The 13,180-nt window shown below is 34.4% G+C and carries 17 protein-coding genes and 1 other RNA gene; 9 read left to right on the top strand and 9 right to left on the bottom strand.

Annotated elements, in window-relative coordinates:
• Positions 1-152: 152 nt before the first annotated feature.
• From IEV69_RS11280 to IEV69_RS11255, 6 genes are all read left to right on the top strand, one after another.
• A complete protein-coding gene (locus IEV69_RS11280) occupies positions 153-824 on the top strand; it encodes a hypothetical protein (RefSeq protein WP_188442519.1) in 672 nt (223 codons plus the stop codon).
• Positions 802-1,584, top strand: coding sequence for a DUF3822 family protein (locus IEV69_RS11275; protein ID WP_188442517.1), 783 nt, complete (start codon positions 802-804; stop codon positions 1,582-1,584). Before IEV69_RS11280 ends, IEV69_RS11275 begins: the two co-directional genes overlap by 23 nt.
• Positions 1,584-2,120, top strand: coding sequence for a 16S rRNA (guanine(966)-N(2))-methyltransferase RsmD (rsmD, locus tag IEV69_RS11270; RefSeq protein ID WP_188442515.1), 537 nt, complete (start codon positions 1,584-1,586; stop codon positions 2,118-2,120). Before IEV69_RS11275 ends, rsmD begins: the two co-directional genes overlap by 1 nt.
• Positions 2,121-2,226: 106 nt before the next feature.
• Positions 2,227-2,508: a rhodanese-like domain-containing protein gene (locus IEV69_RS11265; protein WP_188442513.1), complete on the top strand. Its 282-nt coding sequence runs from the start codon at positions 2,227-2,229 to the stop codon at positions 2,506-2,508.
• A 3-nt stretch (positions 2,509-2,511) separates the two neighbouring features.
• The gene (locus IEV69_RS11260) at positions 2,512-2,829 is read left to right on the top strand and encodes a rhodanese-like domain-containing protein (RefSeq protein WP_188442511.1); all 318 of its coding nucleotides are present in this window, start codon (positions 2,512-2,514) and stop codon (positions 2,827-2,829) included.
• The gene (locus IEV69_RS11255) at positions 2,826-3,014 is read left to right on the top strand and encodes a hypothetical protein (RefSeq protein ID WP_188442509.1); all 189 of its coding nucleotides are present in this window, start codon (positions 2,826-2,828) and stop codon (positions 3,012-3,014) included. Before IEV69_RS11260 ends, IEV69_RS11255 begins: the two co-directional genes overlap by 4 nt.
• A 60-nt stretch (positions 3,015-3,074) precedes the next feature.
• Here IEV69_RS11255 and rnpB read toward each other — a convergent pair.
• Positions 3,075-3,393, bottom strand: an RNA gene (gene rnpB / locus IEV69_RS11250) — RNase P RNA component class A.
• Positions 3,394-3,496: 103 nt separating this feature from the next.
• Here rnpB and IEV69_RS11245 point away from each other — a divergent pair.
• The 3 genes from IEV69_RS11245 to IEV69_RS11235 are packed head-to-tail and all read left to right on the top strand — an operon-like array spanning position 3,497 to position 5,991.
• On the top strand, positions 3,497-5,236 hold the full coding sequence (locus tag IEV69_RS11245) for a DNA polymerase III subunit gamma/tau (protein WP_188442508.1): 1,740 nt from the start codon (positions 3,497-3,499) through the stop codon (positions 5,234-5,236).
• 28 nt (positions 5,237-5,264) lie between these two features.
• The gene (locus IEV69_RS11240) at positions 5,265-5,846 is read left to right on the top strand and encodes a MiaE family protein (RefSeq protein WP_188442623.1); all 582 of its coding nucleotides are present in this window, start codon (positions 5,265-5,267) and stop codon (positions 5,844-5,846) included.
• Positions 5,847-5,853: 7 nt separating this feature from the next.
• On the top strand, positions 5,854-5,991 hold the full coding sequence (locus IEV69_RS11235) for a hypothetical protein (RefSeq protein ID WP_188442507.1): 138 nt from the start codon (positions 5,854-5,856) through the stop codon (positions 5,989-5,991).
• Position 5,992: 1 nt separating this feature from the next.
• Here the strand turns inward: IEV69_RS11235 and IEV69_RS11230 are convergent, their stop codons facing one another.
• The 8 genes from IEV69_RS11230 to pyrR form a co-directional block, all read right to left on the bottom strand.
• Positions 5,993-6,904: a Ppx/GppA phosphatase family protein gene (locus IEV69_RS11230; protein ID WP_188442506.1), complete on the bottom strand. Its 912-nt coding sequence runs from the start codon at positions 6,902-6,904 to the stop codon at positions 5,993-5,995.
• A 13-nt stretch (positions 6,905-6,917) separates the two neighbouring features.
• Positions 6,918-8,996, bottom strand: a complete 2,079-nt coding sequence (ppk1, locus tag IEV69_RS11225) for a polyphosphate kinase 1 (RefSeq protein ID WP_188442505.1) — start codon at positions 8,994-8,996, stop codon at positions 6,918-6,920.
• On the bottom strand, positions 8,996-9,481 hold the full coding sequence (locus IEV69_RS11220; protein WP_188442504.1) for a SixA phosphatase family protein: 486 nt from the start codon (positions 9,479-9,481) through the stop codon (positions 8,996-8,998). The genes ppk1 and IEV69_RS11220 overlap by 1 nt, the downstream gene beginning before the upstream one ends.
• Positions 9,482-9,526: 45 nt before the next feature.
• Complete coding sequence (pdxH, locus tag IEV69_RS11215; protein ID WP_188442502.1) at positions 9,527-10,174, bottom strand: pyridoxamine 5'-phosphate oxidase; 648 nt, start codon at positions 10,172-10,174, stop codon at positions 9,527-9,529.
• 68 nt (positions 10,175-10,242) lie between these two features.
• Positions 10,243-11,148 (bottom strand): ribonuclease Z, encoded by a 906-nt coding sequence (locus IEV69_RS11210; RefSeq protein ID WP_188442500.1) that lies wholly within the window; start codon positions 11,146-11,148, stop codon positions 10,243-10,245.
• A 62-nt stretch (positions 11,149-11,210) separates the two neighbouring features.
• On the bottom strand, positions 11,211-11,546 hold the full coding sequence (locus tag IEV69_RS11205; protein WP_188442498.1) for a ribonuclease Z: 336 nt from the start codon (positions 11,544-11,546) through the stop codon (positions 11,211-11,213).
• Complete coding sequence (locus IEV69_RS11200; RefSeq protein ID WP_188442496.1) at positions 11,536-12,474, bottom strand: aspartate carbamoyltransferase catalytic subunit; 939 nt, start codon at positions 12,472-12,474, stop codon at positions 11,536-11,538. The genes IEV69_RS11205 and IEV69_RS11200 overlap by 11 nt, the downstream gene beginning before the upstream one ends.
• Positions 12,475-12,527: 53 nt before the next feature.
• Positions 12,528-13,064 carry a bifunctional pyr operon transcriptional regulator/uracil phosphoribosyltransferase PyrR gene (gene pyrR / locus IEV69_RS11195; protein ID WP_188442494.1) on the bottom strand — a complete coding sequence of 179 codons (537 nt, stop codon included), beginning with the start codon at positions 13,062-13,064 and terminating at the stop codon, positions 12,528-12,530.
• Positions 13,065-13,180: the final 116 nt, after the last annotated feature.

The raw sequence follows: 13,180 nt of genomic DNA, 5'->3' as shown, positions 1-13,180 counted from the left end.
ATTAACTTTTATTGAAGAAATCACGGCTAAGTTAATGTATGATTATGAAATATTACAATTAAAACGATTTTTAAAGATTATACTTTTGTGATTGAAAAAAAATTGTAGATTTGCGATATACCTTTTACGTTAAACGAAAATCGATTTCAATAATGAAACTTTTAATTCAACTTGTTCTCTGGATAATTATTATCTTTCTTGGATATAAGCTTTTTAATTCTGTTTATGAACCCACAAAATTCAACGAAGAAAAGCAAAAACGCTATGCTAAAGTAATTGATGTTTTAAAAGATATCAGAACAGCAGAACTCGCTTACCTTGAAATTGAAGGAAAATTTACCGGAAACTTTGATTCTCTTGTTCAGTTTATTGATACCGCACAGTTTGCAATTACGCAAAGAAGAGATACCAGTTATGCTGATGTAGAACGTAACAGAGCTTTTGGCCTTGACCCTCAGGAAGGCGGATATTATATTGAAGATATAATTATTGATACCTTATCTTTTGTTCCTGTTAAAGATTCCCTCTTTAAAAATTCAGAAAGTTACAAAAGCATGGATAAAGTAACCGTAAGAGATAATGAAGTAAACATTTCACTTGATGCAGGTTTCATTTTAAGAAATGAGAAAAAAATTGCAGTATTTGAAGCGAAGGCAAGCAAAGACGAAATCTTAAACGGACTTAACAGGGATTTAATAATTCAAGAAAAACAAACGGTTTCTGTTGACGGTGTTAACGGTTCTCACATTATTGTTGGCTCAATGGAAGACGTAAATACCAATGGAAACTGGCCAAAACAATATGATAAAGCCGGAGAACAATAAATTTTTAAATACTAATTCAAACTTAAGAATGTCCGTTCAGGTAAGCCTGAATGGACTTTCTTTTTTATTGCAAAATGACGAAGATAAATCTGTAGAATTTGAAAAAAACATAATATTTGAATCTCCACTATCACCTGAAGAAGTTTTAGGCGAGATACAAACAATTTTTAGTTCTAACACTGAGCTTAATATAGAGATCAATGAATTGACAATAATTCATCAAAACAACCTATCAACACTGGTTCCAAAACCATTATTTGATAAAACACAACCCGAAGTTTTCTTAAAATTCAATTCAAAAATATTTCCATCAGATTATGTTGACTTTGATGAAATAGATAATTATGATATAATAAATGTGTATGTCCCTTTTGCTAACATAAACAACTACTTTTTTGACCGTTATGGCACCTTTACTTTTTTTCATTTCTCTACCAAGTTTATAGAAAAAAGACTCAATGAAGAACGATTTGGTAATTCAAAAAAAATGTTTGTTCACCTTTATAATAAAGAGATGAACCTTTTGGTAACCCAAGGCAAAAACATCCTTCTTTTCAATACATTTTTGTACAATGCGCCTGAAGACTTTCTATACTACACCCTTTTTGTAGCTGAACAACTAGAGTTAAATCCGGAAGAGTTTATTCTTTCCCTCAGTGGTCAAGTCACTGAGGAAGATGACTTTTTCAAATTAGCCTATAAATACATTAGAAATGTTTCAATAGAAAATGAAACAAATACAAAATTAACCCGTGTATAATGAGAATTATTTCAGGAAAATTCAAAGGCAAGCGGCTCATTGCTCCAAAAAAACTACCGGTAAGACCTACAACAGATTTTGCAAAAGAAGCGTTGTTTAATATTCTAAACAATCGAATTTCATTTAGTGAAATTACATTTTTAGATCTTTTTGCCGGAACAGGAAATATCAGTTTTGAATTTGCATCACGAGGAAACAAGCATATTACTGCCATAGACGCTGATTATGGATGTGTACAGTTTATTAAAAAAATTAGTGACGAACTTGATTTTGAAATTACAGCTATAAAAGCAGATGTCTTTTCCTTTTTAGAAAAATCAAATCAGACTTTTGATGTGATTTTTGCAGACCCTCCTTATAGCTTTGAAGTTGAACATTTTGAACAAATTCCACAATTGATTTTTAAAAACAATCTTTTAAATGAAGAAGGTTTTATAATAATAGAACATTCCAAACATACTGATTTGAGTAAGCTGTCTAATTTTATTGAATCAAGAAGGTATGGAGGATCTGTATTTAGTTTCTTTCAATCTTAATTCAAATATCATTCAATATTAAAAACCTTGATTTTTTTTTGTAACAAAAGTAACTGTGGAAAGTTAACAGCGGTTCTATTTTTGTTCCAAATTAATTACAAATACAATGACAATAGAAACCTTTATAAACAACAATGCTAAAATCATTGATGTTAGAACGTTTGAGGAATTTAGAGGCGGCCACGTTGCCGGATCAATAAATATTCCTTTACAAGAAATTCAATCCAGAATTGAAGAAATCAAATCTATGAACAAACCTTTGGTTTTATGTTGTGCATCAGGTAACAGAAGCGGTGTTGCATCACAATACCTTAAAACCCAAGGTTTGGAATGCATTAATGGCGGTTCCTGGTTAGACATAAATTATTACCAATCTCAAATAGACTAATTTATGATTCAATTATTCAAATCACTTTTTGGAATTGGTCCCAAAATCGACTATAAGGGCATGGTACAACAAGGAGCCGTTATTATTGATGTGAGAACAAAAGAAGAGTTTACGTCTGGGCACATCAAAGGCTCTAAAAACATTCCTTTAAACAACATTAACAATAATAAAAACATTTTAAGCGACAAGCAAAAAACTTATATTCTTTGTTGTGCATCGGGTATGCGAAGCGGTAACGCTAAAAACATTCTAAAATCAAAAGGCTATGCCAGTGTTCACAATGCAGGATCCTGGAGGTCTTTAAACAATAAACTACAATGATTGAAAATCTTACTAAAAACTGGAATATAACACGGTTAATTTACCTAGCAATTGGTGTGGTCTTATTAATTCACACAATCATGGACAATCAATTTTTTGGAATCCTACTGGGGAGTTATATTACTCTTATGGGGCTGTTTGGATTTGGATGTGCTGCCGGCAGCTGCTCAATTGATGAGAAATAAAATAACTATTTTATCTAAAAAAATCCCGTAAAGAGCACTGTGTGTCTAACGGGACTTTTTTTATGATACAAGCCTGTAAGCCGGGTTCTGTATTAAGCTAAACTTAACTCTTATCATTTATCTAGATTAAACATTGCTGTTTAATTCAATCTGCCTACCCTCCGGTATCGGGCGAGCAACCCTCAAGCACCGGTTTACATGGCATTTCACCGCATAGAGTTTACCTGATTTCACTACAGCATTACCTGTACATTCTTTCTGTTGCACTTGTCCTTTTCCCGCCTAAGGCGAGAACGACGGGAGTTACCCGCTATGCTACTCTGTGGTGCCCGGACTTTCCTCCCCGAATTTGATCCGGAGCGATAAGACGGCTTGTATCTTGCAAATTTACAACATAGTTGTTAATATCTATTCAGAAAAAGTGAAAGATAGATTCCAAGGAAATTAGAACAATCTGTATATTTGCTTTACGTACAATTCCTATGGAACATTTTATAGTATCTGCCCGAAAATATCGCCCCACCACTTTTAAAAGTGTAGTGGGTCAACAAGCTATTACAAATACGCTTGAAAATGCCATAGCAAACAACCACCTTGCCCAGGCATTGTTATTCACAGGACCCAGAGGTGTTGGGAAAACTACTTGTGCACGTATCCTGGCAAAAAGAATCAATCAAGAGAGTACCGAAAATTTAAACGAAGATTTTGCATTCAATATTTTTGAATTGGATGCCGCATCAAACAATTCTGTTGATGATATCCGGAATTTGACAGATCAGGTGCGCATTCCCCCACAAACAGGAAAATATAAAGTCTATATCATTGATGAGGTGCATATGCTGTCTCAGGCTGCCTTTAATGCTTTTTTGAAAACGCTTGAAGAACCACCAAATCACGCAATATTTATTTTGGCTACTACTGAAAAACACAAAATAATTCCCACCATTTTATCGCGTTGCCAAATTTTTGATTTCAAACGAATCACTGTTACTGATATTAAAAATCATTTAGCAGAAATTGCACAAGTCGAAAACATTGATGCAGAGGACGATGCTTTACATATAATCGCTCAAAAAGCTGATGGCGCTCTAAGAGATGCTCTTTCAATTTTTGATCGTGTTGTAAGCTTTTCCGGAAAAAATCTTACAAGGCAAGCTGTTACCGAAAATTTAAATGTCCTTGATTACACAACCTATTTTGAAACAACAGACTTTCTGCTAAATAATGACATTCCGGGTTCTTTGGTTTTGTTTGATGCAATTCTTGCAAAGGGTTTTGATGGGCATCATTTTATCTCAGGACTAGCCTCTCACTTCAGAGATTTACTGGTTTGCAAACATCAATCTACAATTACACTATTAGAAGTTGGTGAACAAATAAAAACCAGCTATTTTGAACAATCACAAAAGGCTAGCAGTGAGTTTTTACAGAAAGCACTTGAAATTGCTAACGATTGTGATTTAAAATATAAAACAAGTAAGAATCAGCGACTTCTTGTAGAATTATGCCTAATGCAACTGGCTTCCATCACATATACTGATGAAAAAAAAAAGCTAAAACGCTACATTCAGCCACCTCAAACTAGAGTAACTCCATCAAAACCAGTTAAATCTCAAGAAAATAAAACTGAACCCAAACAGTATTCAGTTGATGATGAAAAAACACAACAAAGTAAAAATATAGCTGTTGCTGAATCAGAAAACATATCTGAAGAATCATCTACACCCGAAACGCCTAAAAACTCCATTCCAGAGCGGAATGCACAACGTATTTCTGCACTTTCGCTAAAAAGCATTCAGCAAAAAAAACATTTACAGGAACAATTAAAAGGAAAAAAAGTCGTCCAGGAACAACTTCCCGAAGATCAATTTTCTGAAACCGATTTACAAATTGCCTGGAAAGAATACGCACGAATACTGGAAAAAAAGGGAGAGCATATCGTTGCTTCACACCTTGATATGGTGCTTCCCACAGTAGAAGAAAACAATATTCACGTTTCATACCCAAACGAAACCATCAAAGTGGAATTGGAGCGCTCACAACAATATCTTCTCAATTTTCTTTCAAAAAAGCTCAATAACCATAATCTTCAGTTAATTATTGAAGTGAATGAAAATCATCAAAAAAATTATGTTTATACAGCACGGGAGAAGTATGAAAAATTAAAAGAAAAATATCCTGTAATAGAAACCCTCAAAAAAACGTTCGATTTGGATGTGTAACATTGGTTTTATCTAAATACAATAAATGATGCTTGGATTAAAATTACCTACTGACCCTCGCTGGATCAAAATAGTTGAAAAAAATATTGAAGAAATATTAACAGATCACGCATATTGTGAACAAAAAGCAGCTTCTACCGCTATTTCTCTCATTGTATCATTTCCTGAATATTCTGGGCTAGTAGACGAAATGGTAGCTTTGGTAAAAGAAGAAATCAGTCACTTTAAAATGGTCCACGACAGAATTAAAGCGAGGGGCTGGACGCTGGGCCGCGACCGAAAGGATGAATATGTCATTAAACTTCATCAATTTTTCCCGAAAGGAGGTAGCAGGACAACGCAGTTAGTGCATCGACTGCTATATGCAGCTTTAATTGAAGCTAGAAGCTGTGAACGGTTCAGATTGCTTTCTGAACAAATAAACGATGAAGAGTTAAAAGAATTTTACCGAAAATTAATGGTTTCTGAAGCCAATCACTATACAATGTTTTTAGGTTTTGCAAGAAAATATGGTAATTTGGAAGAAGTCAATCAAAAATGGCAGGATTTACTCGTTTATGAAGCTGAAATTATGAGCAATCTGGGGAAAAAAGAACACATTCACGGTTAAACAAAAAATGTCAAAAACAGTATTAATCTATATATTAATGGTAATCGCTGCTTTGATTACCATTTATGGCCTGGTCACCGGTAAGTTTTTATTTTTATTGGTGCTGATTCCTTTGGGACTATTGTTTTCAAAAAAGGATTCCTAAATCACACTTCCACTTCAAAATTTTTAGCAACTTCTTCTTTATAGAGACTTTTTATAATTCCGTCAGATAGTCCTATTTTAGGCACATAAATTTTTCGGGCTTTGCTCCATTTCATTGCTGAAAGATATATTCTAGTGGCATGAATGATGACATCGGCTCGATCAGGATTCATATCCATTTCAACCACACGTTCTTCATATGAATAATTTTGAATCAGTTCAAAATAATTAGCTAAATAAATATAAGATAGTGATTTACCTGAAGCTTTTCCACTTTGCTTAAATATGCTGTTAATATTTCCTCCCGAACCAATTACAGAAACTTTTGAATAGTTTTTTGTTTCTTGCTTAATCCACTCCTCTACTTCATTCCATATAGTATCTGATACCATATTATTGAGTAACCTGACAGTACCAAGTTTAAAAGACTTTGATGTGATGGTATTACCGTTTGAAAAAATTGTAAACTCGGTACTCCCACCTCCCACATCGACATATAAAAATGTTTTATCAACCATAATTAAATCTTTGATATCAGTAGAAGCTATAATTGCGGCTTCATCATTTCCATCAATAATTTGGATTGAAACACCTGTTTTTTTTCGAATGGTTTCAGCAATAGGTTTTCCATTTTCTGCCTCTCGCATAGCTGATGTAGCGCAGGCACGGTATTTAACAACTTTGTGGGAGTTCATTAACAGCTTGAATGCATTGATTGTGTCTATCAGTCGCTGTGTATTAACTTCAGTAATATTTTTGTGCTGAAAAACATCCTCTCCCAGACGAATTGGAACTCTCACCAATGAAGTTTTCTTAAATATGGTTTGTTGATTTTCGCGTTCAATGATGGTTGCTATGAGTAGCCTCACAGCATTTGAACCAATATCGATTGCCCCATATTTTTGAATTTTCATATCTGAATATGCTTTAAAGGTTTATATCAAGTTTTTTTAAATAATAATCATAAGTTTCGACTTGAGAACGCACTTTAGGTAGGTTGTTTTTTTTGTATGCATTGTCTTGTTTTTTGGAAATAACCCGAGCTTTTACATTATCTTTCCAGCATATATCAAATGTATCCTGAAGTTCTTGCTGTATATCTTTATCATAAATTGGACACGCTATTTCAACACGTGTATCAAGGTTTCTGGACATAAAATCTGCAGATGAAATATAGTATTTTGGCATGCCTCCATTTTCAAAAATATATAATCTGGGGTGTTCTAAAAATTTATCTACGATGCTGATTACTTCAATATTTTCACTCATCCCTTCAATTCCCGGAATTAAACAACAAATTCCTCTTATTATCATTTTTATTTTTACACCAGCTTTACTAGCCTCATATAACTTATCAATCATTGCATAGTCAGAAAGACTATTTAATTTGAGTTGAATCCCGTTTGGGTTTCCTTTTTTAGCATTTTCAATTTCTGTTTGAATCAGTGCGTATATAGCATTACGAGTATAATGAGGAGAAACTATCAAGTGTCTGTATTTTTTTACTTTATAATTAACCTGAAAAAAATCAAAAACTTTATTTACCTCTTTTAATATTTTTTGATTGGATGTGAAAAGAGTGTAGTCTGTATACACCTTAGCAGTGGACTCGTTGAAATTTCCTGTACTTACAAAACCATACCTAACTACTTTTCCTTTTTCAATTCGGTCAATTACACATGCTTTACAGTGCACTTTTAAACCTGGCACTCCAAAAATAACTTTCACCCCTTCATACTGCATCTGTTCAGCATAACTAATATTAGCTTCTTCATCAAAACGTGCCTGAAGCTCTATTTGAACAGTAACGTCTTTTCCGTTTTTCTTTGCGTTAATAATTGAACTGGCTATGTTTGATATTTCAGCAAGCCTGTAAATTGTTATTTTTATACTTTTTACTTTTGGATCAAGTGCAGCTTCACGTAAAAACTTGATAAGGTATGCAAACGATTGATATGGAGCATAAAGTAAATAATCCTTTTTTGCTATTTTTTCAAGCACACTCCCTTGCAAAACTAAACCTGGAACCGGCAGCGGTTGATGTTTTTCATAAAACAAATGCTTAATTCCCACATCAGGAAAGTTCATATAATCTCTTCTGTTGTGATATCTTCCTCCTGGAATAATACTGTCTGTGTCCTCAATCCCCATTTTTTTTAATAAAAAATCCAAAGTTTCTTCATCGATTTGCTTATCGTAAACAAAGCGGACAGGATCACCTATTCTCCGGTCTTTTACACTTTCAGACAATTTTTCAAGAAAACTTTTACTTAAATCACTGTCAATATCCAACTCTGCATCTCGGGTGATTTTTATCATATGAGCTTGCAAACTTTCATAATTGAAAATATTGAAAATATAATGCAAACAATGTCTTATCAAATCATCAAGCAAAATTATGAAGTGTTTATTTCCTTCCTGAGGTAACACTACAAATCGTTCTATAGACTTAGGAATTTCAATGAGTGAATATACTTCCTTGGAGCTAAAAACAGTATCTTCTTTTTTCATAATCATTTTGACTACTAAATAAGCAGCACTATCCTTAAGCACCGGAAACTCGTGTACTTCATTGAGTATGATAGTCATCAAAGCAGGTCTCACCTTTTGAATAAAAAAATCTTTTATATATTCACTTTGGGTTTCTGTAATTTCACTTTCATTTATAACATAAACCCCGTGAGCCCTTAATTCATTTTGAATTGTACTTATAATCTCAAGACTTTCAGCTTGCTGAGCGATCACAATTTGTGTTATCTGATCAAGCAAATCCTTGGCTCTTGTTCCTCCCAATTCACTTTTTCCTGTTTTACCAGCAAGGTCAATGCGTTTGATTGTAGCGTAACGCACTTTGAAAAACTCGTCCAAATTGTTTGAAAATATTCCTAAGAAGCGTAAACGCTCAGCCAGAGGAACGCTTTCATCTTCAGCCTCTTGAAGTACCCTTGCATTAAATTGTAACCAGCTTAATTCTCTGTTTATATAGTGATCGTAGTTTTTTGTCATTATTTTAAGTGTTTTGGAAATACCATAGACTTGGTTCTTCCTTGAGATAAGTTTTTCCAACTATCTGTATCAAAATCAATTTGTACAAAACCACAGGTTGGTAAATTATCAATAAATTCATTTCCTAACTTGTTGACCAAATGAGTCAATCCATAATTATGACCAAACACCATTAATATATTAACATCATTTGGTGTGTTTTCAATGGCTCTGACTACCCGCTCACCCGTAAAATCATACATTGAAGGGTCAATTTCAAACTTAGAGTCGGGAAGGTTAAAATTCTTTTTGAACTGTTGAGCAGTTGTAAGCGCCCTATTGGCATCACTGGTTTTTATAATGTCTGGTTTTTTATAATTGGACGTTATAAAATTTGACATGGTTATAATGTCAAGTTTACCTCTTGAATTGAGCGGTCGTTTGTGGTCATCTACATTTTCTGCCCAAGATGACTTTGCATGCCTTGTAATATACAGTGTTTTCATCCTTCTTATTTCCGCGAAAGCGGAAACCAATTAGTTAGTAAAATTTTAAGGTGCTAATCGTTCAATTTTCCAATCCAGATCATCAGTAAGTGTATATCTGATTCGGTCATGAAGCCTGTTGGGTCTTCCTTGCCAAAACTCAATAGATTGGGGTCTAACTAAAAATCCACCCCAATTTTTTGGTTTTGGAATTTCTGAGGACTTGAATTTTATTTCAAGCTCTATAAGCTGTTTTTCCAATTCATCACGTGAGTTGATCACGTTGCTTTGATTTGAAACTAAGGCTCCCAACTGGCTTCCACGTGGACGTGAATGAAAATAATTTTCAGAATCAATTTCTGAAACTTTTTCGGCTATTCCTTTTATTATGACTTGTCGTTCCAGACTTGGCCAAAAAAAAGAAAGACATACTTTTGGATAGGCCAAAATGGCTTTCCCTTTTTCGCTCACATAATTTGTATAAAAAATAAATCCTTCTTCGTTGTATTTTTTTAGCAAAACCAGTCTGCTTTTTGGAAAACCATCAAGTCCCAAAGTGGAAATAGTCATAGCATTGGGCTCATCTGCACCTCCATAATGCTCAGCCTCATAAAACCAGGTCCTAAATTGTTGTAACGGATTTGTATCTACTGTAGACTCCAGTAGTGCCTTCTTCTCATAAATTTTGCGGTAATGGCTTAAATCGTTTTGCATACTATTGAAATGAAATGCAATTTACGTGAAATTGAAGGAAATTAAAACAAGTGAATGTAAAGATTCACTTAAATTTCAAACACTTTGTAGTCTGCTGCCAACGAAGTTTCTTCAAAAACTTCTTTTGCTTCTTCAAGAAAAAGGTTGAGGTCGTCATATCTTGTTGAAAAATGACCTAAAATTAATTGTTCCACACCGGCATCACGGGCTATGGTTGCCGCTTGTTTTGCTGTGCTGTGCTTCGTTTTTTCACACAAATGAAGGTGTTCTTCCAGAAATGTAGCTTCGTGATACAGTGCCGTGACACCCTCAATTTGAGGGGATATTTCAGGTTTAAATGCTGTATCACTACAAAATGCATAACTTTTTGGAGGCTCAGGGGGGAAAGTTACTTGTTGATTTGGTATTAATTGTCCCTTTTCATTGACTACATCCTCACCCATTTTTAATTTTCTGAAATAGCTTTTGTCAATGTTTGCTTCAATAGCTGCTTTAGGGTTAAGTTTTCGCTCACCCGTTTTTTCCTTAAACAAGTATCCATTGGTATAAACCCTGTGATCTAAGGGTATTGTGAAAACTTCAACTTTTTCATCTTCAAATAACTTTTCAGAAATTTTACTGTCTAATTCGTGAAATAAGAGGCTGTAGTTTGTCCACGATTTGCTCAATTTGAGTTGCAAAGTGATAATTTCTTTAATGCCTTTGGGTCCGTAAATATTTAAATCGGCTTCGCGGCCTAAAAGTGTAAAGGTGGAAATCAACCCAATCAAGCCATAAAAATGATCGCCGTGCAGGTGGGAAATAAAAATGTGTTTGATTCGGGCAAACTTTACTTTGGATTTTCTCAAGGCCACTTGAGTGCCTTCACCACAGTCAATCAAAAACAGATGGCCTTTCACTTCAAGCAACTGTGAAGTGGGATTGTGAAAGGTCTTTGGCGTAGCGGAATGGCAGCCGAGGATGGTGAGTATCATAAATATTTTGTCAAGCGAGTAGAAAAAAAGTTTTTTCCATAGAAAATTTAATAGTTTAAATGTTAAAACCCCAAATCCCGTTCAATTTCTTCCAAATCAATAACATCTTTAGCTTCTTGAAGTGTCGGAACAACAATAAGTTCTTCAGGAATAACATCAGGATCGATGGCATCATTGATAATCACAAATGACTTTTTGGTAGCGCGGTGTTTATTTGAAACTATCAAAAAGTTAAGCAACTCGGGTAAAGTCATTTGATTGTATTTCAACAGGTCTATCACTACATTTTCACTTGAAAATTCTTTGGGAATGATATATTCTAGAAATGCACCAAATTCGGCTACATTATCTTTTTCGTCTTCAATCAGTTGAAAATTTTTATGTTTGTTAACTTTCATGGTGTTTTATTTTTGAAGCCAATAAATAAATGACAGCCATTCTAATAGCTACTCCATTCTCTACTTGATGTAGGATGATGGATTGCTTTGAATCAGCTACATCACTGGTAATTTCAACTCCTCGGTTTATGGGTCCTGGATGCATAATTACAATCTCATTTTTAAGAGAATCAAGCAGGGTTTTGTTTACACCATATTGTTGAGAATATTCTCTTATAGATGGAAAATAACTGATATCCATACGTTCGTTTTGTACACGTAACATATTGGCCACATCACACCACTCAAGGGCTTCCTGTAGATTGCCTTCCACTTCTACACCTAATTTTTCTATATATTTAGGAATAAGAGTTTTAGGCCCGCATACCTTCACTTTAGCTCCAAGTAATTGTAGGGCAAAAATATTGGATAATGCTACACGTGAATGCAGGATATCACCTACGATGACCACTTTTTTTCCGGCTACATCGCCTAACTTTTCTCTTATTGAGTAACAATCTAATAATGCTTGGGTTGGATGCTCGTGAGCACCATCGCCGGCATTGATGATGCTGGCGTTAATGTGTTGTGATAAAAACACTCCTGCTCCCGGATTAGGATGACGCATCACCACCATATCAACTTTCATCGAAAGGATATTATTTACCGTGTCGATAAGGGTCTCTCCTTTTTTAACAGATGATGATGATGCAGAAAAGTTAACCACGTCAGCAGAAAGGCGCTTTTCAGCAAGTTCAAAAGAAAGTCGAGTTCGGGTGCTGTTTTCAAAAAATAAATTGGCAATGGTGATATCTCTTAAGGAAGGAACCTTTTTAATCGATCGGTTGATGACTTCTTTAAAATGATCTGCCGTTTCAAATATAAGGTGTATATCTGCCTGTGTGAGATATTTGATTCCTAATAAGTGTTTGACACTTAACTCACTCATTTTTTTAATGTTTATAGTTTCGGGTTTTGAGTTGTGCTTTTAACTTCTAATTTCTAACTTACCAAATAAACAGCATCCTCCCCTTCATTTTCTTTCCAGCACACTTTCACTTTCTCTTCATTAATTGCGTCAACCTGTCTTCCTCTGTAATCGGGTTGAATGGGTAAATGACGGCTGAACCTTCTGTCAATCAATGTGAGCAATTCAATACCTGAAGGCCTTCCAAACGATTGTATGGCAGTCAATGCAGCGCGTATACTTCTTCCTGTGTACAAAACATCATCTATTAAAATAACTTTTTTATCTTCTACTAGAAAATCTATTTGAGTTTTATTGGCCTCAAGTGGCTTTCCTCCTCTTCTGAAATCATCTCTAAAAAACGTTATATCCAAATACCCCAAATCTATATTTTTAATTTTATAATCGTTTACAAGAATTGACTTTAAACGGTTGGCCAAATAAGCCCCCCTGGGTTGCAAACCTATTAAAACTGTGTTGTGAAAGGTGTCATGATTTTCAATAAGGTGGCAAGCTAAGCGATGAAGAGCAATATGAACTTCAGTTTCGTTAAGCAACACTTTTTGACTCATGAAGGTAGTGGATTTGTCTTAAGCAAAAGTACACAAAAAAAATCAACCGATATTTTCAAATCTTATATTATTGAAATAAAAAAAGACTGCCTTACAGACAGTCTTTTTTATAATTA

It is taken from the genome of Planktosalinus lacus (assembly GCF_014640155.1).
Taxonomy (GTDB): Bacteria; Bacteroidota; Bacteroidia; order Flavobacteriales; family Flavobacteriaceae; genus Planktosalinus; species Planktosalinus lacus.
The sequence above is the reverse complement of the archived record's forward strand: the minus strand, read 5'-3'. Positions and strand labels throughout refer to the sequence as shown.